Origin of the sequence: Mesorhizobium muleiense (genome assembly GCF_900099905.1) — a bacterium.
Lineage (GTDB): Bacteria > Pseudomonadota > Alphaproteobacteria > Rhizobiales > Rhizobiaceae > Mesorhizobium > Mesorhizobium muleiense.
The window spans coordinates 299,016-321,676 of sequence record NZ_FNEE01000005.1 but is presented as its reverse complement, the minus strand read 5'-3'; the positions used below and the strand labels follow the sequence as shown (position 1 = coordinate 321,676).

Sequence of the window (22,661 nt, the reverse complement as noted above, 5' to 3'; positions counted from 1 at the left end):
CGTCATCCCGACGATGAATTAGCCGGACGGTTGCTTGTCTGCGCGTCCTCGCCTTCGGCTGCGGGCGCGCGGGCAGGCGTGAAGGACGGCGCCGAGTTCGTCATCCCGACGATGAATTAGCCAGTCGACAAACAGCTCCAGATTTTATGATTGAAGACGAAAAAGGCCCGACCAGAAACCGGGCCTTTTTGCTGACTGGTCGCGGCCCCGTGTATGCCTGAACGCTAATGTGATGGAACCAGGGGGACAGCAGAAGCCTTAACTTGCAATCCTGCCGCAAAGGGACGCGGCAGATCGACCAACGGCGCTGGCGACAGCTTCGGGGGCTACGGCCGGCGCAAGGAGGTGTGAGATGACACGTCTCATGGTGTCGATAGTTGGCGCGGCGGCTGCCGCGTTTTCCGCGGCCCCGGCAACAGCGGCCGAACAATGCGCGCCACGAGCCGACATGATCAAGGCGCTCGGCGAGAAGTTCCGGGAAAATCCAACCGCGATCGGCGTCGTCAATCCGAATGTGATTGTTGAAGTCTTCGTTTCCGATCAGGGCACCTGGACCATCCTCGCCAGCGACACACGCGGTCAAAGCTGCGTGGTTTCGGTGGGTGAAGGCTGGGAGAGCGCGGTGAGGACAGCGGCGCTGCCAGGGACCTGAGCCGCCTAGCGGGTGGCAGCCGCCTTAGCATAGCCGCGCAGGCCGCGGTTCTCGGTGACGACCATGAAACGGATCCACAGGCGCCCCAGCGGGCGCCTGCTTGCGCTTTTTTGTTGCCGACACCATATATGGAACATAGTGGGAACATTTGGAATCGTCCCGCTGATGACAGACCGGACACGGAAAGGAACGACGCGATGATGATGACGTCGGGACCGGCCTGGATCGTTCCGGCAAAATGAGGGCTCTTCCTTTGCCGGACGTGATGGCAAAGGAGATGCCCTATGGCGCGCAAATCGCTGTTGGTTGGGTTGAAAACCCTCATTCTTGCTGGCGCATTGGCGGTGGGTACGAACGCCGCAAGCGCCCAATATCAATACTGCGTTGAACATCGCGATCTCGTCGCCCACCTGAGCGAGCAGTTCCAGGAAAGACAGTTTGCTTTCGGGCTGATCGGTCAGATGGCGATTATGGAAGTCTATGTCGCCGACAGCGGAAGCTGGACGATCATCGTCACCGACGTCGCCGGCAGAAGCTGCATCGTCGCGGCCGGCGAACATTGGGAAAACGTGGTGATCCCGACCGACCAGGACGCATGACGAATTGAGCGATGCTCAGCGCCTGTGGGCGGAACTCAAAGAGCCTGCCGAAGCTTGATGCCGATCTCTAGCGCGTGGCAGCCGCCGCGGCATGGCCGCGCAGCAGCGCCATCAGGCGCTTGGCATCTTTGGCGGCGGCGTCTTCGTCGCCGTCGAGGATCGAGCGGATCAGCGCGACGTGGTGCTCGGCCGATTCGGCAAGCCCGGTATCGGCCTTGTAGCGGAACCAGAAGCGGCGGCTGTGGGTCTGCAAGGGAGCCGCCAGCCGCGCGGCGAAGGGGTTGTCGGCAGCCAGCGCCAGCGCCTCGTCGAGCGCCTTGTCGGCCTGAATGAAGGCCAGCACATTGCCCGATATCACCGCCCTCTGCATGGCCAGTGCCGCGTCGTGAAACAGGTCGGCGGCCTCGCGGGTGACGAAGCGGGCGGCCGAGCGGGCAAGAACCACCTCGACGCCACGTCGTGCATCGAGAACGCGCAACCAGTCGCCGGGATGCAGCGGGGCAATGGCGATGCCGGCACGCGGCCGGACATCCAGCAGTCCCTCCCACGCCAGCCGCTGGATCGCCTCGCGCACCGGCGTGCGGCCGAGCCCCAGCCTGTCGATCAGCGCACCTTCGGTGATGAAGCTTGCAGGCGCCAGTTCGAGCGTTACGATCATGTGCTCGAGCACGCGGTAGGCTTTCGCCGCCACTGGCTCGAATGCCGGGCTTGTTTCATTGAATATCAAAGGTGAGCTCCTGATATATTTTTGGTATATCATAGCGAAATCCGTGTTGACAGTCCGTTTCCTAATAAATATACGACTGATATATCAGATGGAGCACCGCTATGTGGACCGGAGTTTTCCCCGCCGTCACGACCAAATTCACTGAGGACGACCGCCTCGACCATGCCGAGATGGAGCGCTGCTTTGCGCTGCAGATGGAGGCTGGCTGCGACGGCATCATCGTCTGCGGCTCGCTCGGCGAGGGGCCGATGCTCTCGCATGACGAGAAGATCGACGTGTTGAAGACCGCCCAGAAGATCGCCGGCAGCAAGCCGGTTCTGCTGACTGTCAACGAACCTGGCACCCGCGAGGCGGTGGCGATCGCGCGCCGCGCCGCCAAGGAGGGCGCCAACGGGCTGATGGTGGTCCCGAGCCCGATCTATCACACCAATGCGGAGGAGACGGTTGCCGCGCTGCGCGCCGTCGCCGAGGCCGGCGACCTGCCGGTGATGATCTATTCCAATCGGCTTGCCTACCGCGTCGACGTCACCGTCGATCAGATGGAGGAACTGGCGAAGGACAAGCGCTTCGTCGCCATCAAGGAATCCTCCGACGACATCCGCCGCTCGACCGAAATCATCAACCGCTTCGGCGACCGCTATGATTTGTTCACCGGCGTCGACAATCTGGCGTTCGAGGCGCTGTCGGTCGGCGCCATCGGCTGGGTGGCCGGGCTGGTCACCGCGTTTCCGCGCGAAACGGTCGCGATTTACCAGTTGATGAAGCAGGGCCGCCGCGAAGAGGCGCTGACAATCTACCGCTGGTTCCGGCCGCTGCTCGACCTCGACGTGTCGACCTATCTGGTGCAGAACATCAAGCTCGCCGAAGTCCTGGCGATCAACACCAACGACCGCGTGCGCATGCCGCGCCAGCCGCTGTCGGGCGAGCGCCGCAAGATGGTCGAGAAGATCGTCCGGGATGCGCTGGCGGCGCGGCCGGAGCTGCCGAGGTTTTGAGGAAGGTTTTATGCCGTCTCGGATCCGTCTCAAACGCGTCGAAAGCGATGGAGATTGGGCGGCATATCACCGTATTCGTAAGCGGGTTCTTTGGGAGAACCGGGGCTTGGATGGATATGACGAACAGCATCCCGACGACCGTCTTACGAGCAATCACCCACTGCTCCTCATGCACGATGGCAAGCCGGTAGGCACTGCCAGACTAGACGTTGCTGGTCCGCGCCTCGGCGTTGTCAGGCTTGTTGCCATCAAACCGAATCTGCAGCGGCGTGGCCTAGGCCGGATTCTCATGCAGGAAGTCGAGAGCTATGCCCGCCATGTTGGTTTGGAGCGGCTTGAAGTCAATGCCGCTAAGGAGGCAGAGGGGTTCTATCAAAGCCTCGGCTGGGTGGCCGTTCGGTCCGACCGGAAAAACCCATTGATGACAAAGTCCCTCAGTCCTGGAGAAATCCAATAGTGGCGGCGCCAAACCAGACGGTCGACATCGCCATTGTCGGCGGCGGCATCATCGGCATCTGTGTCGCCACCTATCTGGCCGAGGCGGGGCGAAACGTCACGATCTTCGATCGGACGGGGATCTGCGAGGAAACGAGTTCCGGCAATGCCGCCGCCCTGGCCTTTTCCGATGTGCTGCCGCTGGCCCACAAGGGCATGATCAGGCACTTGCCGAAATGGCTTGCCGATCCGCTCGGCCCGCTCAGCATCCCGCCCACCTACCTGCCGAAGTTGCTGCCCTGGCTTGTTCGCTTCTGGCGCACCGGACGAAGCGACCGCTACGCGGCCAGCCTCGCGGCGCAGGCCGGGATGATGCGGCTCGCCGAGGCCGAATGGGCCGGGCTGATGGCGCGCTCAGGCACCGAAAATATGCTGCGCGAGGACGGCTCGCTCGAACTTTACGAGAGCGAGGCCGAATACAAGGCGTCGCTGCCCGGCTGGGCGGCGAGGCAACGCTTCGGCATCGGCTTCAGCCAAGTCGAGGGCGATGCGCTCGCCGCCTTGCAGCCGGGCCTGTCGCCGCGGTTCGTCAAGGGCACTTTCGTGCCGGGATGGAAGACCGTTACGGATCCGAAATTATTGGGCAAAGCGATCTGGGCCTATGCCGAAACCAAGGGCGCGCGTTTCGAAAAGGCTCGGATCGACCACGTCGGGGCGGGACAGGACGGCGCGACATTGACGCTGGCCGACGGCACGGTGCGGCAGGCAAAATGCCTCGTCATCGCCGCCGGCGCCTGGTCGCATCTCCTGGCGAAACATATCGGCGACCGCATCCCGCTCGAGACCGAGCGCGGCTACAACACGACGCTGCCGAAGACCGCCTTCGACGTGAAGCGGCAACTGATCTTCTCCGGCCACGGCTTCGTCGTCACGCCGCTTGAAACCGGCGTGCGCGTCGGCGGCGCGGTCGAGCTCGGCGGCATTGAGCGGCCGCCCAACTACGCCCGCTCGAAAGCGCTGCTCGACAAGGCACAGAAATTCCTGCCGGGGCTTGACCCGGCCGGCGGCCGCGAATGGATGGGATTGCGGCCATCGCTGCCGGATTCGCTGCCGGTGATCGGTGGCGCCAGGCGGGCCGGCACGATAGTCTATGCCTTCGGCCACGGCCATCTCGGCCTCACCCAGGCGGCTGCCACCGGACGCCTGGTTCGCGATCTCATTCTCGGCCAAAATCCGGTGTTTGATCTGTCTCCGTTTTCTCCGAACCGCTTCTGACGGGATCTAGAAATGGCGCGCCACTCCTTCTTCTGCATCGACGGTCACACCTGCGGCAATCCGGTGCGGCTGGTCGCCGGGGGCGGACCGCTGCTCAACGGCGCGACGATGATGGAGCGGCGCGCGCATTTCCTGGCCGAATATGACTGGATCCGAACAGGGCTGATGTTCGAGCCGCGCGGCCATGATTTGATGTCCGGCTCGATCCTCTATCCGCCGACGCGGCCCGATTGCGATATCGCCATCCTGTTCATCGAAACCTCGGGCTGCCTGCCAATGTGCGGTCACGGCACCATCGGCACGGTGACGATGGCCATCGAGCACGGGCTGGTCAAGCCGAAGACACCGGGCTTGCTCAGGCTGGACACGCCGGCCGGCCTGGTCACCGCCGAGTACAGGCAGGTCGGCGAATATGTCGAGGAGGTGCGCATCACCAACGTGCCGTCCTTCCTCCATGCGGAGGGTCTGACTGTCGAATGTCCGCAGCTCGGCGAGATCAGCGTCGATGTCGCCTATGGCGGCAATTTCTACGCCATCGTCGAGCCGCAGAAGACCTATCGCGACATGGCCGACCACTCTGCCGGCGACCTCATCGCCTGGAGCCCGGTGGTGCGGCAGCGGCTCAACGAAAAATACGCCTTCGTGCATCCCGAGAATCCCGGCATCGAACGGCTGTCGCACATACTGTGGACGGGCGCGCCGACCGACAGCCAGGCTGATGCGCGCAACGCCGTCTTCTACGGCGACAAGGCGATCGACCGCTCGCCTTGCGGTACCGGCACCTCGGCGCGGATGGCGCAGCTTCACGCCAAGGGCAAGCTTGGGACCGGCGACGAATTCGTCCACGAATCGATCATCGGCTCGCTGTTCAAGGGCAGGGTCGAGAAGCAAGTCACGGTGGCGGGCAAGCCGGCGATCATTCCCTCGATCGGCGGCTGGGCGCGCATGACCGGATTGAACACGATCTTCATTGATGACCGCGATCCGTTCGCGCACGGATTCGTCGTCAAATAGAGAGAATCCTGACGCAGGGGAAACGAACGAAACGCAAAGATTGATCGCTGCGACGGCGCAACGATCCCGCTCATCAACTTATTTTTACGGCGATTCCTTCGAAGCAGCGTGCATTTTGACGACGAATCGCCAAAGACATTGCGTTAGGCCAATGATAGGGTCGGCGATAGTCCAGAGGCCGGGAAGGGAAGAACGGGCAATCCGATTGCGTGCTTCAAAATCACGCATGCCGATTAAAGAATGACGTTGCAATCCGGGCTCGAAACTTTACGACTAGGGGAAATACGAAAAGGAATGCGTCTGCATGGGCGACATTCCAGGGGAGCCACGACAGCATGCAGTATTTTGTCCAGCAGCTTATCAATGGGCTGACGCTGGGATCGATCTATGGACTGATCGCGATCGGCTACACGATGGTCTACGGCATCATCGGCATGATCAATTTCGCCCATGGCGACATCTTCATGGTCGGCGCCTTCGCCGCCCTCATCGTTTTCCTCATCCTCGGCGCGATGTTCTATTCGGTGCCGGTGGTGATCGCGCTGCTGGTCATGATGATCGTCGCGATGCTGCTGACCAGCCTGTACAACTGGACGATCGAAAAGGTGGCCTACCGGCCGTTGCGCGGGTCGTTCCGGCTGGCGCCGCTGATCACCGCGATCGGCATGTCGATCGCGCTGTCGAACTTCGTCCAGGTGACGCAGGGGCCGCGCAACAAGCCGATCCCGCCGATGGTGTCCAAGGTCTATAATATCGAGGGCGTCAGCGTGTCGCTGAAGCAAATCGTCATCGTCATCGTCACCGCGCTGCTGCTGGCGCTGTTCTGGTACCTGGTCAACAAGACCTCGCTGGGTCGAGCCCAAAGGGCGTGCGAGCAGGACCGCAAGATGGCGGCGTTGCTCGGCATCGACGTCGACCGCACCATCTCGATCACCTTCGTCATGGGTGCGGCCCTCGCCGCCGTCGCCGGCACGCTGTTCCTGATGTATTATGGCGTCATCGCCTTCTCCGACGGTTTCACGCCCGGCGTGAAGGCGTTCACCGCGGCCGTGCTCGGCGGCATCGGCTCGTTGCCCGGCGCCGTGCTCGGCGGGCTTATGATCGGCTTCATCGAAAGCATGTGGTCGGCTTATTTCTCGATCGACTACAAGGACGTCGCGGCCTTCTCCATCCTGGCGATCGTGCTGATCTTCCTGCCTTCCGGCATTCTCGGCCGGCCAGAAGTCGAAAAGGTCTGAGTTCATGGCGGTCACCACGTCTCCGGAGCGCGACATCGTCGCCACTCCCATGCAGCGCGCTACCCGCGAAGCGCTTTATGCCGGCGCCATCGCGCTCGGCCTGTTCGTGCTGTTCATCGGCCTGAGGACCGATCAGAACATCTCCAACGAGCTGATCCTTGTACAGCGCTGGTGGCTTCTAGCAGTCGTGGTCGTGCTGACCATGGCCGGCCGTTTTCTCTATGTCGCCTACGGACAGCCTTTCCTGGCAAATCAGAAGATCGTCGACGTCGCCACCGGCCTGCTGCCGCAGAGCATGGCGGCGCGGTTCTTCCGCTTGCCGTATTTCATCGCTGCCGTCGTCACAGTGGCCGTGCTGGTTTTCCTTGCCGGTTCCCTCGACGGATTGCTGGGCCCCGGCCTGGCCGGTTATGCACGGTTCCTGAGAGCGCTGGCGACCATCTACGCCCTGGCCTCGGTGATGTTTTATTTCCGAACCTTCATCCATGCCCATTTCTCGGCATTGGGCATAACCGCACTGGCGCTCTACCCGATCATCGTTGTGCTGGTGCTTGCTGTGTACGGAGGATCGGTGGCCGCCGGGTTCCAGGGTTCTCTGAAATGGGTCGACAATTACGGCATTCAGATCCTGATCTATGTCATGCTGGCCTGGGGGCTGAACATCGTCGTTGGCCTCGCCGGCCTGCTCGACCTTGGTTATGTCGCCTTCTATGCCGTCGGCGCCTATGCCTATGCGCTGCTCGGCACGCAATACGGCCTGTCGTTCTGGATCCTGCTGCCTGCCGCCGGCGCCATGGCCGCCTTCTGGGGGGTGCTGCTCGGCTTTCCGGTGCTGCGCCTGCGCGGCGACTATCTGGCGATCGTGACGCTGGCCTTCGGCGAGATCATTCGTCTCGTGCTGATCAATTGGCGTGAGGTTACCAACGGCTCGGCCGGTATCTCCGGCATTCCCAAGGTCACGTTTTTCGGACTGATGTCGTTCAACGTCTCGGATCCGAACTATATCGCCAAGGTCTTGGACATCGCCACGTCGAGCGCCTATTACAAAATCTTCCTCTACTACCTGATCCTCGGGCTCTGCCTGCTCACCGCCTTCGTCACCATAAGGCTTAGGCGTATGCCCGTCGGCCGTGCCTGGGAAGCGCTGCGCGAGGACGAGATCGCCTGCCGCTCGCTCGGCATCAACACCACCACCACCAAGCTCACCGCCTTTGCCACCGGCGCCATGTTCGGCGGCTTCGCCGGCTCGTTCTTCGCCGCGCGGCAAGGTTTCGTCAGCCCCGAATCCTTCATCTTCCTGGAATCGGCCATCATCCTCGCCATCGTCGTGCTCGGCGGGATGGGTTCGCTGGTTGGCATCGCCGTCGCCGCCATGGTGATGATCGGTGGCACCGAGGTGCTGCGCGAACTCGATTTCCTGAAGCAGGTCTTCGGTCCCGACTTCACGCCGGAACTCTACCGCATGCTGCTGTTCGGCATGGCCATGGTCATCGTCATGCTGTGGAAGCCGCGCGGCTTCGTCGGCAGTCGTGAACCGACAGCCTTTCTCAAGGAGAGGAGGGCTGTATCCGGCTCCTTCACCAAGGAGGGCCACGGCTGATGAGCGATGCGAACCCATCCGTGAACGATGCCATCCTGCAGGTCGAACATCTGTCGATGAAGTTCGGCGGTCTGGTCGCCATCGGCGACCTGTCCTTCCAGGCCAGGCGCGGCGAGATCACCGCGCTGATCGGGCCGAACGGCGCCGGCAAGACAACCGTGTTCAACTGCATCACCGGCTTCTACAAGCCGTCTGAAGGCATGCTCACGCTCAACCGGCGCGACGGCTCGAGCTATCTGCTCGAACGGCTGCCGAACCATGAGATTCCGGCGCGAGCCAAGGTGGCGCGCACCTTCCAGAACATCCGCCTGTTTTCCGGCATGACGCTGCTGGAGAACCTGCTGGTGGCGCAGCACAACAAGCTGATGAAGGCGTCCGGCTACACTGTCCTCGGCCTGTTTGGCTTCAGCGGCTACCGGACGGCGTCGGCCGAGTCGATCGATCTCGCCAGGCACTGGCTGGAAAAGGCCGACCTCGTCGATCGAGCCGACGATCCGGCCGGCGACTTGCCCTACGGCGCGCAGCGGCGCCTGGAGATCGCGCGGGCCATGTGCACGGGTCCGGAACTGCTCTGCCTCGACGAACCGGCGGCAGGGCTCAATCCGAAGGAATCAATGGCGCTCAACGCGCTCCTTATGGACATCAAGGACAACACCGGCACCTCGATCCTGCTGATCGAGCACGACATGGCGGTGGTCATGCAGATTTCCGACCATGTCGTGGTGCTCGAATACGGGCGCAAGATCTCGGACGGCAGTCCGCATGCGGTGCGCACCGACCCGCGTGTCATCGCCGCCTATCTTGGGGTCGAAGACGAGGACGTCGAGACGGTGCTGATCGAGGTCGGCGACGAAGACGTCATCGAGCAACTCGACACCGGCCCGGATTCGACGCACGGTCCGGACTCGTCGTCCTCGTATTTCGCCGGGCCAGTGATCGACACCGTCGGACACAGTGAGGGCGAACGCGTCACGGTGTCGAAGGGCGCGTCGAAAGCCGGGCAGGTCGATGCAAGGTCGGGCGCGGCGGCAAGGCCCGCATCGCCGGCCGAAGCCAAACCGACGGAGAAACCTTCCGCGACAAAGCCGGCCGCCAAGGCTCCGGCAAAGCCCAAGACACCGGGCGACTCCAACCGGGGCGGAGGGAATGAATGATGGCCGGCACAACGCTGCTCGACATCAAGGGCGTCCAGACCTATTACGGCAACATCAGGGCGCTGAACGGCGTCGATGTCACCGTCAAGCAGGGCGAGATCGTGGCGCTGATCGGCGCCAATGGCGCCGGCAAGTCGACGCTGATGATGACCATTTTTGGTGCACCACGGGCCCGGGCGGGCACCATCACCTTCGCCGGCACCGACATCACCCAGTTGCCGACCCATGAGATCGCGCGCATGCGCATCGCCCAGTCGCCGGAGGGCCGGCGCATCTTCCCGCGCATGACAGTGATGGAAAACCTGCAGATGGGCGCCAGCCTCGACGACCTCAAGCACTACGACGAGGACGTCGAGAAGGTGTTCACGCTGTTTCCACGCCTGAAGGAACGCATTGCCCAGCGCGGCGGCACGCTGTCGGGCGGCGAGCAGCAGATGCTTTCGATCGGACGTGCGCTGATGGCGCGGCCGAAACTGCTCTTGCTCGACGAGCCGTCGCTGGGCCTGGCGCCGCTGATCGTCAAGCAGATCTTCGACGCCATCCGCGAGTTGAACCGCACGCAGGGGCTGACCGTGTTCCTGGTCGAGCAGAACGCCTTCGGCGCGCTGAAGCTCGCCACGCGCGGCTATGTCATGGTCAACGGCAACGTGACGATGAGCGGCACCGGCAAGGAGCTGCTCGCCGATCCGGACGTGCGCGCCGCCTATCTCGAAGGCGGCCATCACTGAGTTCAGGAGTCTTCATCATGCAGGGCATTCTCTATGAGGAACCCTCGATCTGGCAGTTCTTCTTCGTCACCTGTCTGCTTGGCGGCTGGGCGGCGTGGATGACGGGCAAGGCCTGCGCCCAGACATGGCGCAGCTTCGTCCACTTGTTCGCCTATATGCTCGGCCTCGGCATCGCCGTGAGGTTCATCCATCACGCGCTGTTCGGCGGCACGATGTTCTCGCTGCACTACTACATCGTCGACACCATCGTCCTGATGATATTGGGCTTCATCGGCTATCAATACACGCGCACCAACCAGATGGTGACACAGTATAGCTGGCTCTACGAAAGAGCATCGCTTTTGAGTTGGAAACCAAAAGGTTGACGTTCATTATTAACGCCGTTTCGGGGATGAATCGGCGTGACAAGTGCCTGAAAATCGGCAAAGTACGCTTTCTGCGAGTAAAGGTGGGCATCGCATGAAAGCATCATCCACGCCCACTCTGTAAATGGGAGCGTTTTACATGAGAAAATCACTTTTGTCCGCCGTCGCCCTGACCGCGCTCGTCGCGTTCAGCGGAAGCGCGTGGGCTGACGTCCTGATCGGCGTTGCCGGTCCGATCACCGGCCCGAATGCCGCCTTCGGCGCGCAGCTGCAGAAGGGCGCCGAACAGGCTGTCGCCGACATCAATGCGGCCGGCGGCATCAACGGCGAGCAGGTCAAGCTCACGGTCGGCGACGACGTCTCCGATCCGAAGCAGGGCATTTCGGTCGCCAACAAGTTCGTCGGCGACGGCGTCAAGTTCGTGGTCGGCCACTTCAACTCGGGCGTTTCGATCCCGGCATCGGAAGTCTACGCGGAGAACGGCATCCTCGAGATCACGCCGGCCGCGACCAACCCGCAGTTCACCGAGCGCGGCCTGTGGAACACGTTCCGTACCTGCGGACGCGACGACCAGCAGGGCAGCATCGCCGGCGCCTATCTCGCGGAGAACTTCAAGGATGCCAAGATCGCGGTCGTCCACGACAAGACAACCTATGGTCAGGGCCTTGCCGACGAGACCAAGAAGGCGATGAACGCTGCCGGCGTGACGGAAGTCATGTATGAAGGCGTAAATATCGGCGACAAGGACTTCTCGGCGTTGATCGCCAAGATGAAACAAGCCGGCGTTTCCATCATCTATTGGGGTGGTCTGCACACCGAAGCCGGACTGATCATCCGCCAGGTGGCTGACCAGGGCCTCGAGGCCACGCTGGTTTCCGGCGACGGCATCGTGTCGAACGAACTGGCCTCAATCGCCGGTGACGCGGTTGCGGGCACGCTGAACACGTTCGGCCCGGATCCGCGTCTGATCCCGGCGAACAAGGAACTGGTCGAGAAGTTCCGCGCGCAGGGCTTCGAGCCGGAGGCCTACACGCTTTATTCCTACGCCGCCATGCAGGCGATCGTGGGAGCCGCCACAGCCGCCAAGTCGAACGATCCGATGGAAGTTGCCAAGGCTCTCAAGGCCAACGGCCCGTTCAAGACCGTGCTGGGCGATCTTTCCTACGACGAGAAGGGCGATCCGACGCTGCCTGGCTACGTCATGTACGAATGGAAGAAGGGCGACGACGGCAAATACACCTACGTCCAGAAGATGTAAGCCTGTCGACGACGACGACAATTCCGGAATGCCCGGCGCCTCGCGCCGGGCATTTTTCGTGTGTGCCGTTTTACCTTTCGTCGGAGCACCCTTTGCGCATTCGAGGGAACGCGCGGCGCTCTACCCAATGAGTGGATTTAAATCGGTTTAATCGTCGCCGCCCGATTTTGTTTGCGCTGCAGCATTTTCGCGTTAATCATGGCGCAGTTCCCCTTCCGTCAGCGTCCGGAGCCTTGTCCTTGGCAATCACGAAGATCCTTGTCGCCAACCGGTCCGAAATCGCCATCCGCGTCTTCCGCGCGGCCAACGAACTCGGCCTCAAAACCGTGGCGATCTGGGCCGAGGAGGACAAGTACTCGCTGCACCGCTTCAAGGCGGATGAAAGCTATCAGGTCGGGCGCGGGCCGCATCTGACCAGGGATATGGGGCCGATCGAAAGCTATCTGTCGATCGAGGAAGTGATCCGCGTCGCCAGGCTTTCCGGCGCCGATGCCATCCATCCGGGCTATGGGCTGTTGTCGGAAAGCCCTGAATTCGCCGAAGCCTGTGTCAAGGCCGGCATTATTTTCATTGGACCCAAGCCGGATACGATGCGCAGGCTCGGCAACAAGGTCGCCGCACGCAACCTGGCGATCGAGGTCGGCGTGCCGGTAATTCCCGCCACCGATCCCTTGCCGGACGACATCGAGACGGTGAAGGCGCTCGCCAGGACGATCGGCTATCCGGTGATGCTGAAGGCGTCGTGGGGCGGCGGCGGCCGCGGCATGCGCGCCATCCGCTCGGAAGTCGATCTCGCCCGCGAGGTGACGGAGGGCAAGCGCGAAGCGAAAGCCGCCTTCGGCAAGGACGAGGTCTATCTCGAAAAGCTGATCGAGCGCGCCCGCCATGTCGAGGTCCAGGTGCTGGGCGACACACACGGCAATGCCGTGCACCTGTTCGAGCGCGATTGCTCGATCCAGCGCCGCAACCAGAAGGTGGTCGAGCGCGCGCCGGCGCCGTATCTCGAAATGTCGCAGCGCGAAGAGCTTTGCGGCTACGCGCTGAAGATCGCGCGCGAGACGAGCTATGTCGGCGCCGGCACGGTCGAGTTCCTGCAGGATGCCGACACCGGCACATTCTACTTCATCGAAGTCAATCCGCGCATCCAGGTCGAGCACACCGTCACCGAGCAGGTGACCGGCATCGACATTGTCAAGGCGCAGATTCATATCCTCGATGGCTTTGCCATCGGCACGGCGGAATCGGGCGTGCCGGCGCAGAAGGATATCAGGCTCAACGGCCACGCGCTGCAGTGCCGCATCACCACGGAAGATCCCGAGCATAATTTCATCCCCGACTATGGCCGCATCACCGCCTATCGCGGCGCCACCGGTTTCGGCATCCGCCTCGATGGCGGCACCGCCTATTCCGGCGCGGTCATCACCCGCTTTTACGATCCGCTGCTGGAGAAGGTGACGGCCTGGGCGCCGACGCCGGCCGAGACCATCGCCCGCATGAACCGGGCGCTGCGCGAGTTCCGTATTCGCGGGGTGGCGACCAACCTCACCTTCCTCGAGGCGATCATCAATCACCCAAGTTTCGCCGAAAATTCCTATACGACCAAGTTCATCGATACGACACCGGAACTGTTCGCGAGCGTGAAGCGGCAGGATCGCGCGACCAAGCTGCTCAACTACCTGGCCGATGTCAGCGTCAACGGCCATCCCGAAACCCGTGGCCGGCCGCAGCCTAAGGCCGATGCGGCGGCACCCATGGTGCCCTACCTCAACGGCAACGTGCCCGATGGCAGCAAGCAGAAGCTCGACGCGCTTGGGCCGGAGAAATTCGCGGCCTGGATGCGCGCATGCAAAGAAGTGCTGGTCACCGACACGACGATGCGCGACGGACACCAATCCCTGCTCGCGACGCGCGTGCGCACCTATGACATCGCCGGCATTGCCGGCACCTATGCACGCGCGCTGCCGCAGCTTTTGTCGCTCGAATGCTGGGGCGGGGCGACCTTCGACGTCGCCATGCGCTTTCTCACCGAGGACCCGTGGGAGCGGCTGTCGCTGGTGCGCGAGGCAGCGCCCAATCTGTTGCTGCAGATGCTTTTGCGCGGCGCCAACGGCGTCGGCTACACCAATTATCCCGACAATGTCGTCCAGCATTTCGTCAAACAGGCAGCAAGCGGCGGCGTCGACCTGTTCCGCGTCTTCGACTGTTTGAACTGGGTCGACAACATGCGCGTCGCCATGGACGCGGTCGGCGCCGAAGGCAAGCTGATCGAAGCAGCGATCTGCTACACCGGCGACATACTCGACCCGGCCCGAGCCAAGTACGACCTCAAATACTACGTCGCGCTGGCCAGGGAGTTGCAGACGGCCGGCGCCCATATCGTCGCGGTCAAGGACATGGCCGGGCTCTTGAAGCCGAATGCCGCCCGCGCACTGTTCAAGGCGCTGCGCGAGGCGACCGACCTGCCGATCCACTTTCACACGCACGACACGTCAGGCCTGTCGGCGGCGACGGTGCTGGCGGCGGTGGACAGCGGTGTCGACGCCATCGACGCGGCGATGGATGCCCTGTCCGGCAACACCTCGCAGCCTTGCCTGGGCTCGATCGTCGAGGCGCTGAAGGGCACCGAGCGGGATCCGGGCCTCGACCCGCAATGGATCAGGAACATCTCGTTCTACTGGGAGGCGGTGCGCAACCAGTATGCTGCCTTCGAAAGCGACCTGAAGGGGCCGGCCTCGGAAGTCTACCTGCACGAAATGCCGGGTGGGCAGTTCACCAACCTCAAGGAGCAGGCGCGCTCGCTCGGGCTGGAGACGCGCTGGCACGAAGTGGCGCAGACCTATCACGACGTCAATCTGATGTTCGGTGACATCGTCAAGGTGACGCCGTCGTCCAAGGTCGTCGGCGACATGGCGCTGATGATGGTGAGCCAGGACCTGAGGGTTGCCGATGTCGAAAATCCGGCCAGGGATATCGCCTTCCCTGACTCGGTCGTGTCGATGCTGCGCGGCGACCTCGGCCAGTCGCCCGGCGGCTGGCCGGAGGCACTGCAGAAGAAGGTGCTGAAAGGCGACAAACCGATCACCGTGCGGCCCGGTTCGCTGCTGAAAGCAGCCAATCTCAAGGCCAGCCGCAAGGAGATCGAAGACAAGCTCGAGCGCAAGCTCAGCGAATTCGAATTCGCCTCGTGGCTGATGTACCCGAAGGTCTTCTCCGACTTTACCGCAGCGCAGGAAACCTATGGGCCGGTCAGCGTGCTGCCGACGCCGACCTATTTCTACGGCATGAAGCCGGAGGACGAGATCTTTGTCGACATCGAGAAGGGCAAGACGCTGGTGGTGCGCTGCCTGGCCATCGGCGATGTCGACGAGAAGGGCATGGTCACCGTGTTCTTCGAGCTCAACGGCCAGCCGCGCCGGGTCAAAGTGCCGGATCGGGCGCACGGCGCTTCCGCCGCCAAGGCGCGGCGCAAGGCCGAGCCCGGCAACGAGGCGCATGTTGGCGCACCGATGCCGGGCGTCGTCTCGGCGCTCGCCGTTGCCGCCGGCCAAGCGGTCAAGGCCGGCGACGTGCTTTTGTCGATCGAGGCGATGAAGATGGAGACGGCATTGCATGCCGAGCGTGATGGGGTTGTCGCCGAAGTGCTGGTCAAGACCGGCGACCAGATCGACGCCAAGGATCTGCTGATCGCATTCGGATGAGACAGAAATGTTGCCAGGCAGAGTTGTCTGCGTCTGGCGGCAGCCCTTCATGCCGCATCGATAACAGCTTGACCGGTCGGCTCCGGTCGGGCATCGAACCGCTGCAAATTCGCCGCGACGGTTCGTGAGTCGCGGCATGGAAAACGACGCGGAGAAAAAATGGCCGACGACATCACCGAGACCAGCCAGACTGTTGCCGCCGGCCAGCTGCGAGCCTTCATCGAGCGCATCGAGCGGCTCGAGGAAGAGAAGAAGACGATCGCCGACGACATCAAGGAAGTGTTCGCCGAGGCCAAGGGCACCGGCTTCGACACCAAGGCGATGCGGTCGATCATCCGGCTGCGCAAGAAGGACCAGGCTGAGCGGCAAGAGGAGGAAACCATCCTCGACCTCTACAAAGCCGCACTCGGCATGGTGTAAGGCTGGTAACAGCCCTGGGCGCCGGTTGCGCCCGCAACGGGTCGAACCATGAGCGAATTCGACTTTGGCGGCCGCCGCGCCTCTGAGTTCCGCCAACGCGGCTTCTGGACGCTGTTCGCGGAACGGCATCCGGAAGAAAGGCCTCTGATGGCACGGCGCGGACCCTGGTTCTGGCAGCGCGGGCTGCCCGACTTCGCATTGGTCCTTTCCATGTATGTCGCGCCGGCGCAGAACCATGTCGGCGTCTTCTTCGGCCGCAACGAGAAGTTCGGTGCCACGCAAGCCTGGTCGCGGTTGAAGCCGTTCCAGCCGGCGATCGAAGACAGGTTGAAACTCAGGCCGGAACAGAGCTGCGAGGGCCTCGGCATCAATTCGCTGTGGCGCGTGAACTGTTTTGCCGAGGACAATTGGCCGGCCATGGCCGACTGGCTGGTGACGGAAGCATCGCGTTTCGAGCGCGCCGTTGCCGAGGTGCTGGGCGAGGGTGGCGAAGCCGGACCGTGAATTCGCGTCGCAGTGGCTTGAGTTAGTTCGGTTTCGCCGTGTCGCGGCCAATCCGATCGAGATGCTGTTGCAGCGCCAAATGGTCGAGCGCATCCACCCGCAGATTGGTGAACAGCGAGATGCGGTTGTTGAGCATGCGATAGGCATCGGCAAAGGCAAGATGCAGTTCGGCTTCGGTGCCGTCTGCCTTGGCTGGGTCCGGTATCGACCAGAGCGCGGTCATCGGATGACCCGGCCAGATCGGACAGGATTCATTCGCGGTGCTGTCGCAAAGCGTGAAGATGAAATTCATTTCCGGCGCGTCGGGCTCGGCAAACTCGTCCCAGCCTTTCGAACGGGCGAAGCTCGTGTCGTAGCTAAGGCTTTCGAGCAGATGCAATGCGTAGGGATTGACCTCGCCCCTCGGCTGCGAACCGGCGGAAAAGGCCTTGAACCTGCCGCCACCGATCCGGCTGAGGATGGCTTCCGCCATGATCGATCGCGCCGAATTGGCGTTGCAAAGAAACAGCACGTTGTAGACATTATCGCTCATCTCAAGACCTCCCCTGGCAGGCGACTGGATGATGGGGGCGGCAGAGTCCGGCAAGGTGTCTTTGCCGAGACGCCGACAAGGGCGACGTAGAAAGGTTTCACGACCGTTTGATGACAATTTGTCAAATCATACGCTTGCGTGCCGATGATCGATTTGCGTTGACAGGCTTGCTGCTTTGGAAATCTCTGCGGCTGTCGAATGAGAGAAAGCCGTATCGATGAGTGCGCCGGAGACTTTCGAAGGCGAAGACGGCAAGGCAGGCCGTGCGGCGGGTTTCTTCCGCTCGCGCTGGCAAGGCACGGCCCCGCTAGACCGGCTGTTCTGGCGCGATCTTGTCCTTGTCGGCACGGCGATCAACATCGCCGTGTCGGTGCTGGCGCTGATCCTGCTCGGGCTGAAGCTGCCGCTCGCTCTCGTTCTGGCGGTGCATTTCGCGCCGGTGCCGTACAATTTCTTCCTGACTTTTGCGGTGTGGCGGACCGCCGAGAAAACCGGCGGCGTCAAGGCTTCGCTGATGACGCTGGGGGCCGTGCTGTGGCTGTTACTGGTGGTGGTGATCTGACGGGACAGTGCTGCCGTCAAAGGCCGGCAGAAGCCGTCCTTTGACAGCGTTGCACAAACTTGAATTGCAGTCAGGCGGCCGGCTCGAATTTCAGCGCGACCCCGTTGATGCAATAGCGTAGGCCGGTCGGCGGCGGGCCGTCCTCGAAGACGTGGCCGAGATGGCTGCCGCAGCGGGCGCAGTGGCATTCGGTGCGGACCATGCCGTAGCTGCGGTCGACGGTCGTCTCGACCGAACCGGGCACCGGATCGTTGAAGCTTGGCCAGCCGGTGCCACTCTCGAACTTCAGCTTGGATTCGAACAAGGGCTGGTCGCAGCCGGCGCAGAAAAATGTGCCGGCGCGCTTCTCGTGGAGCAGGGCGCAGCTGCCCGGCCGCTCGGTGCCGTGGTTGCGCATCACCGCATATTGCTCCGGCGTCAGCCGGGCGCGCCATTCGGCATCAGTGCGGGTGACAGGGTAGGTGTGACTATCCATTTTATGCCTCTTAGCTCATGCCGCTATTGGGCTGCTTCCCAAGTTCGCCTAAAATAGGCTTTTGTTACGGCGTTTGCCGATATTTCCAGTCCTGCCGCGAAGAATTCCTTAGGCGATCGCTGCGAGATACCGCGCAACAGACCTTGCAAATCCCGTCTTTGCATCGCCGATGACGTTCTGGTTCCACCATGCGCCATAGATATGGTCGAACGCGAAAGGCTCCAGTGCCGACGCGATGCGGAGTACCTTCGCCGCATTGAGCGGGATGTAGTTCGGGTAGCTGTACATGAAGCTGACATGGCGGCGGGTTGGCGTCACCTGCAGGATGTCGCCGGCCAGGATGGCGTCACCGCCGTCGCGCTTCCAGTGCAGCACCTGGCCACCGGCAAAGTGACCGCCGCAACGGATAAGTGTCAGCGACGGGTTCAGGGCGCGCGTCTCACCCTGCCAACTGACAACAGCCGAATGCGGCCGCATGATCCACTTGCGGTCATCGGCATGCAGATAGATTGGCACGCCGCCAAAGGCTTCGCTCCACTCGACCATCGCCGAATAATAATGGCAGTGCGAAATGGCGATCGCGGCCAGGCCGCCTCGTCGGTTGATTTCGGCCACCGCCTTGTCGCTGACCATAGAGATGCAGTCCCACAGCACATTGCCATGCGGCGTCTGTGCCAGCAGCGCCCGCTGACCGATGGCGAAGCGCGGCTCGATGCCGAAGGCGAGCACGCCGGCGTCGTCTTTCATCACGACCCGATGCCCGGCGGCGAGCTCTTGCGGCGTGCTCCAGGCCTGGCCCTCCCAGCGCACATATTGCCGCTCGTCCTCGCAGATCGGGCAATGTTGCGGCGGCGTCGCTGCCGCCGCGAACTGGACGCCACATTGCAGGCAGAGGAAACAGGTCGGCCGTCCTGTTTTGCGTGAATCCATTCAGTGCTTCCTTGAAAGTTGCTTCGTCGCGGCCTCGAGTCCGGCGAGCGTCAGCGGAAACATGCGGCCGCCGAAGATGTCGCGGATCATGGCGATCGAATGGGTAAAACCCCAGTGCTTTTCGCTTTCGGGGTTGAGCCATACCGCGTTCGGCCATTGCTGCAGCAGACGGCCGAGCCAGACGACGCCGGCCTCCGGATTCCAGTGCTCGACCGAGCCGCCGGGATGCGCAATCTCATAGGGGCTCATCGAGGCATCGCCGACGACGATCACCTTGTAGGCCGGACCGTATTTGTGGAGGAGATCGAAGGTCGGAATCACCTCCGCATGGCGGCGGCGATTGTTCTTCCACACACCTTCGTAGAGGCAGTTGTGGAAGTAAAAATATTCGAGCTGGCGGAATTCGGCGCGGGCGGCCGAAAACAGCTCCTCGACGCTTCTGATGTGATCGTCCATCGAGCCGCCGACATCGAAGAACATCAGCAGCTTCACGGCGTTGCGCCGCTCGGGCCGTGTCTGCACGTCGAGATAGCCGTGCTCGGCCGTGGCGTGGATGGTGCCGGGCAGGTCGAACTCTTCCTCGGCGCCTTCGCGCACCCAGCGACGCAAGCGCTTCAGCGCGATCTTGATGTTGCGGGTGCCGAGCTCGACGGCATCGTCGAAATTCCTGAACTCACGCCTGTCCCAGACTTTCACCGCACGGCGGTTGCGGCTCTCATGCTGGCCGATGCGAACGCCTTCGGGATTGTAGCCATAGGCGCCGAAGGGTGAGGTGCCGCCGGTGCCGATCCATTTCGACCCGCCCTGGTGGCGGCCCTTCTGTTCCTCCAGCCGCTTTTTGAGCGTTTCCATCAGCTTTTCGAAACCGCCCAGCGCCTCGACCAGCTTTTTCTCCGCATCGGTCAGGTGCTTTTCGGCAAGCCGCCGCAGCCATTCCTCCGGAATGTTCTCGACGTCGACCGGGTTTTCGCCAGCCAGCGCTTCGACACCCCTGAAGATGTGCGAAAAGACCTGGTCAAAACGGTCGATGTGGCGCTCGTCCTTCACCAGTGCCGAGCGGGCGAGATAGTAAAAACCCTCGACGTCATAGTCGACCAGCCCCGCCTCCAGCCCTTCCAGCAGCGACAGATATTCCCGGAGCGAGACGGGAACCCGCGCAGCCTTCAGTTCGAGGAAGAAGGGGATGAACATCGTCCGACTTCTATCTGTGCCCTTCGATCTTCTCGCGAGCGGCGCTGGCGATGAAGGCGGAACGCGTGAGGCCGGGTCGGCTCGCTTCGGCATCGATTGCCGCCAAGAGACCTGCGTCGAGCGACAGATTGGCTCGGACAGGCCGTCCGGAATCGATCAGCACGGGGATCATCACGGCAGATTCTCCGGCGGCGCTATCGATTTCGCCCAGTCGGAGCAGATCTGCCACCGTGCGCGCGTCGGGCAAGGGCAAGTGCTTCGCCCTTCGTGCCTCAGCCCATTCGCGAACGGCGGAGGTCGCGTCGGCTATCGCCTCCTCGGGACTTGCGCCACCGCCGTGACATCCGGGAAGATCGGGGACCCGCACTCCCCAGACATCATCTGCGCCGTCAAGAATTCCGACATAGCGCGTCATCATTCCTCCTTAAATCCATCCGGCAAGCCGGGCGATCGACCGTTCATCACATCAGATCATATTCGATGAAGCCGGTCCTGCGCGCCACGTGGTCGTAGAGCTTGCGCGCGGTGGTGTTGGTCTCGTGCGTCATCCAGTAGACGTTCTTGACGCCGATCTTGCCGGCTTCCTGCTTGACTGCTTCGATCAGGGCGGCGCCGACGCCTTTGCCGCGCACGTCCGGGTCGGCGAACAGGTCCTGCAGATAGCAGTTGTTTTTTTCGGACCAGCAGGAGCGATGGTAGAGATAGTGCGTCAGGCCGACCGCCTTACCGCCGAGCGTGGCGATGAACCCTTTTGGTTCAAACTCACCCGCCGTGAACAGCCGCTTCCAGGTGACGGCGCAGACGTCTTCCGGCAGCTCGGTTTTGTAGAAGGTGAGGTAGGCAGTCCACAGACGCTGCCAGTCGGCGTGGTCGGATTGTGCCAGTGGGCGGACGGTGATCTCGGTCATTTCATTTCCTTCTGAAGCTTCGGGCCCAGGCTGCCCCGGTGCCCGGACGGCGGCAACGGTCCAGCAACGGGAAAGCGCTGTCCGCCGCATGCCCGGCCCTCCGCTATGGCTTCGGGCGTTCGTCGCTCGAAAAGCCAAATCGTCGGCTTTTCGTCGGCCGACCGCTCCTCACCCCTGCCTTCTCGCCATGAAGGCCAGCCGCTCAAACAGATGCACGTCCTGTTCGTTCTTCAACAGCGCGCCGTGCAGCTTGGGCAGTGCGTTTTTCGGGTCGGCGCGCAAATTCTCGGGCGCGATATCGTCGGTCACGAGCAGGCGGATCCAGTCCAGTGCCTCGGAGGTCGACGGCTTCTTCTTCAGGCCCGGCACGTCGCGGATCTCGTAGAATTGGGTGAGTGCGGCGCGCACCAGGTTCTGCTTGATGCCGGGATAGTGCACGTCGACGATCCGATGCAGCGTCTCGAAGTCGGGAAAGCGGATATAGTGGAAGAAGCAGCGGCGCAGGAAGGCGTCCGGCAGTTCCTTCTCGTTGTTGGAGGTGATGATGACGATCGGGCGCACAGCGGCGCGGATCGTCTCGCCGGTCTCGTAGACGAAGAACTCCATTCGATCGAGTTCCTGCAGCAAATCGTTGGGGAACTCGATGTCAGCCTTGTCGATCTCATCGATCAGAAGCACGACCTTCTTGGCCGTCGCGAAGGCATCCCACAGCTTGCCACGCTTGATATAATTGCTGATGTCGTTGAAGCGCTCGTCGCCGAGTTGGCTGTCGCGCAGCCGCGACACGGCGTCATACTCGTAGAGGCCCTGCTGCGCCCTTGTCGTCGACTTGACATGCCATTCGATCAGCTCGACGCCGAGCGCGGCCGCCACTTGCCTGGCCAGTTCGGTCTTGCCGGTGCCGGGCTCGCCCTTTGACCAGCAATGGCCGCTCCAGCGCGATCGCCGCATTGACCGCCACCATCAGATCCTTGTCGGCGACATAGGCCGCCGTGCCTTCGAAACGCATTTTTGCTCCTCGGTTTTCATGGCAACCGTAAGGAGACAGCCCAGCCCATGCAAGGCGCAGCGGCGAGGGTGCGGTGAACCCATGTGCCGCGCAGCTCCCAGGCAGGACCTTGCGACGAATAAAGCCGCCGAACATGGCCGTCTCTCTGGCGCTTGGCCTGCCATCGGCCTATATTGGGCGTGACGGTCTGCGCTTCCCGGCAGGAGAACATTTTCCCCGGGGCCTTAATGATCCCTAGGGAGCTGTCCCTGGGAAGACCCGTGGGTTTTCTCATACGGCGCCCACCTACTTTGTAGGTTCCCGGGATCGCTCTCTCCACCGGTTGTGTGGATCGTCACTTGACGCAAAGGATCCACGCTTCGGTGGATCATGCGGTGGAAAACGTCGCTCCT

The 22,661-nt window shown here is 62.4% G+C and carries 22 protein-coding genes, 1 other RNA gene and 2 pseudogenes; 17 read left to right on the top strand and 8 right to left on the bottom strand.

The annotated features are described in order from the left end of the window. The first annotated feature begins 352 nt into the window (after window positions 1-352). Both BLT09_RS12955 and BLT09_RS12950 read left to right on the top strand, forming a co-directional pair. Window positions 353-652 carry a hypothetical protein gene (locus BLT09_RS12955; RefSeq protein WP_091593498.1) on the top strand — a complete coding sequence of 100 codons (300 nt, stop codon included), beginning with the start codon at window positions 353-355 and terminating at the stop codon, window positions 650-652. 284 nt (window positions 653-936) lie between these two features. Next, window positions 937-1,251, top strand: coding sequence for a hypothetical protein (locus tag BLT09_RS12950; RefSeq protein ID WP_027152857.1), 315 nt, complete (start codon window positions 937-939; stop codon window positions 1,249-1,251). Window positions 1,252-1,318: 67 nt separating this feature from the next. Here the strand turns inward: BLT09_RS12950 and BLT09_RS12945 are convergent, their stop codons facing one another. Then, the gene (locus tag BLT09_RS12945; protein ID WP_084833754.1) at window positions 1,319-2,011 is read right to left on the bottom strand and encodes a GntR family transcriptional regulator; all 693 of its coding nucleotides are present in this window, start codon (window positions 2,009-2,011) and stop codon (window positions 1,319-1,321) included. 68 nt (window positions 2,012-2,079) lie between these two features. On the opposite strand from BLT09_RS12945, the gene BLT09_RS12940 reads away from it, so the two are divergent. From BLT09_RS12940 to BLT09_RS12880, 13 genes and pseudogenes are all read left to right on the top strand, one after another. Then, entirely contained in the window at window positions 2,080-2,973 is an 894-nt protein-coding gene (locus BLT09_RS12940) for a dihydrodipicolinate synthase family protein (protein WP_091593496.1), read from the top strand. A 10-nt stretch (window positions 2,974-2,983) separates the two neighbouring features. Continuing rightward, complete coding sequence (locus BLT09_RS12935; protein WP_091593494.1) at window positions 2,984-3,430, top strand: GNAT family N-acetyltransferase; 447 nt, start codon at window positions 2,984-2,986, stop codon at window positions 3,428-3,430. Next, complete coding sequence (locus tag BLT09_RS12930) at window positions 3,430-4,683, top strand: NAD(P)/FAD-dependent oxidoreductase (protein ID WP_091593492.1); 1,254 nt, start codon at window positions 3,430-3,432, stop codon at window positions 4,681-4,683. Before BLT09_RS12935 ends, BLT09_RS12930 begins: the two co-directional genes overlap by 1 nt. Window positions 4,684-4,695: 12 nt before the next feature. Beyond that, window positions 4,696-5,697, top strand: coding sequence for a 4-hydroxyproline epimerase (locus tag BLT09_RS12925; RefSeq protein ID WP_091593490.1), 1,002 nt, complete (start codon window positions 4,696-4,698; stop codon window positions 5,695-5,697). 335 nt (window positions 5,698-6,032) lie between these two features. Further along, window positions 6,033-6,935, top strand: coding sequence for a branched-chain amino acid ABC transporter permease (locus BLT09_RS12920; RefSeq protein WP_023800038.1), 903 nt, complete (start codon window positions 6,033-6,035; stop codon window positions 6,933-6,935). A gap of 106 nt (window positions 6,936-7,041) precedes the next feature. Further along, a pseudogene (livM, locus tag BLT09_RS12915) lies at window positions 7,042-8,535 on the top strand (high-affinity branched-chain amino acid ABC transporter permease LivM); the annotation flags it as partial. After that, the gene (locus BLT09_RS12910) at window positions 8,535-9,689 is read left to right on the top strand and encodes an ABC transporter ATP-binding protein (RefSeq protein ID WP_091593485.1); all 1,155 of its coding nucleotides are present in this window, start codon (window positions 8,535-8,537) and stop codon (window positions 9,687-9,689) included. The pseudogene livM and the gene BLT09_RS12910, both read left to right, overlap by 1 nt. Beyond that, window positions 9,689-10,417 (top strand): ABC transporter ATP-binding protein, encoded by a 729-nt coding sequence (locus tag BLT09_RS12905; protein WP_027152864.1) that lies wholly within the window; start codon window positions 9,689-9,691, stop codon window positions 10,415-10,417. The genes BLT09_RS12910 and BLT09_RS12905 overlap by 1 nt, the downstream gene beginning before the upstream one ends. A gap of 17 nt (window positions 10,418-10,434) precedes the next feature. Continuing rightward, window positions 10,435-10,782: a DUF6867 family protein gene (locus BLT09_RS12900; RefSeq protein ID WP_091593483.1), complete on the top strand. Its 348-nt coding sequence runs from the start codon at window positions 10,435-10,437 to the stop codon at window positions 10,780-10,782. A gap of 139 nt (window positions 10,783-10,921) precedes the next feature. Continuing rightward, on the top strand, window positions 10,922-12,040 hold the full coding sequence (locus tag BLT09_RS12895; protein WP_023800033.1) for a branched-chain amino acid ABC transporter substrate-binding protein: 1,119 nt from the start codon (window positions 10,922-10,924) through the stop codon (window positions 12,038-12,040). Window positions 12,041-12,279: 239 nt separating this feature from the next. Further along, window positions 12,280-15,738 carry a pyruvate carboxylase gene (pyc, locus tag BLT09_RS12890; RefSeq protein WP_091593482.1) on the top strand — a complete coding sequence of 1,153 codons (3,459 nt, stop codon included), beginning with the start codon at window positions 12,280-12,282 and terminating at the stop codon, window positions 15,736-15,738. A 159-nt stretch (window positions 15,739-15,897) separates the two neighbouring features. Beyond that, the gene (locus BLT09_RS12885; RefSeq protein ID WP_023800031.1) at window positions 15,898-16,158 is read left to right on the top strand and encodes a DUF2312 domain-containing protein; all 261 of its coding nucleotides are present in this window, start codon (window positions 15,898-15,900) and stop codon (window positions 16,156-16,158) included. Window positions 16,159-16,206: 48 nt separating this feature from the next. Beyond that, window positions 16,207-16,662 (top strand): hypothetical protein, encoded by a 456-nt coding sequence (locus tag BLT09_RS12880; RefSeq protein WP_091593479.1) that lies wholly within the window; start codon window positions 16,207-16,209, stop codon window positions 16,660-16,662. A gap of 22 nt (window positions 16,663-16,684) precedes the next feature. Here the strand turns inward: BLT09_RS12880 and BLT09_RS12875 are convergent, their stop codons facing one another. Beyond that, window positions 16,685-17,194, bottom strand: coding sequence for an arsenate reductase ArsC (locus BLT09_RS12875; protein ID WP_091593477.1), 510 nt, complete (start codon window positions 17,192-17,194; stop codon window positions 16,685-16,687). A gap of 217 nt (window positions 17,195-17,411) precedes the next feature. Here BLT09_RS12875 and BLT09_RS12870 point away from each other — a divergent pair, with 217 nt between their 5' ends. Beyond that, entirely contained in the window at window positions 17,412-17,756 is a 345-nt protein-coding gene (locus BLT09_RS12870; protein WP_023800028.1) for a hypothetical protein, read from the top strand. Window positions 17,757-17,826: 70 nt separating this feature from the next. Here the strand turns inward: BLT09_RS12870 and msrB are convergent, their stop codons facing one another. The 6 genes and pseudogenes from msrB to BLT09_RS12840 form a co-directional block, all read right to left on the bottom strand. Next, complete coding sequence (msrB, locus tag BLT09_RS12865; protein WP_091593475.1) at window positions 17,827-18,231, bottom strand: peptide-methionine (R)-S-oxide reductase MsrB; 405 nt, start codon at window positions 18,229-18,231, stop codon at window positions 17,827-17,829. A gap of 108 nt (window positions 18,232-18,339) precedes the next feature. Next, window positions 18,340-19,161 carry an MBL fold metallo-hydrolase gene (locus tag BLT09_RS12860; protein WP_091593473.1) on the bottom strand — a complete coding sequence of 274 codons (822 nt, stop codon included), beginning with the start codon at window positions 19,159-19,161 and terminating at the stop codon, window positions 18,340-18,342. Then, on the bottom strand, window positions 19,162-20,352 hold the full coding sequence (locus tag BLT09_RS12855; protein ID WP_091593471.1) for a vWA domain-containing protein: 1,191 nt from the start codon (window positions 20,350-20,352) through the stop codon (window positions 19,162-19,164). It abuts the gene before it with no gap. Between the two features lie 10 nt (window positions 20,353-20,362). Continuing rightward, a complete protein-coding gene (locus tag BLT09_RS12850; RefSeq protein ID WP_091593565.1) occupies window positions 20,363-20,767 on the bottom strand; it encodes a type II toxin-antitoxin system HicB family antitoxin in 405 nt (134 codons plus the stop codon). A gap of 46 nt (window positions 20,768-20,813) precedes the next feature. Then, a complete protein-coding gene (locus BLT09_RS12845; protein ID WP_091593469.1) occupies window positions 20,814-21,260 on the bottom strand; it encodes a GNAT family N-acetyltransferase in 447 nt (148 codons plus the stop codon). A gap of 168 nt (window positions 21,261-21,428) precedes the next feature. Continuing rightward, window positions 21,429-22,269: pseudogene (locus BLT09_RS12840) on the bottom strand (AAA family ATPase). Between the two features lie 181 nt (window positions 22,270-22,450). Between BLT09_RS12840 and ssrS the strand changes: the two are divergent. Beyond that, a non-coding RNA gene (gene ssrS, locus BLT09_RS12835) (6S RNA) lies at window positions 22,451-22,606 on the top strand. Window positions 22,607-22,661 lie beyond the last annotated feature (55 nt).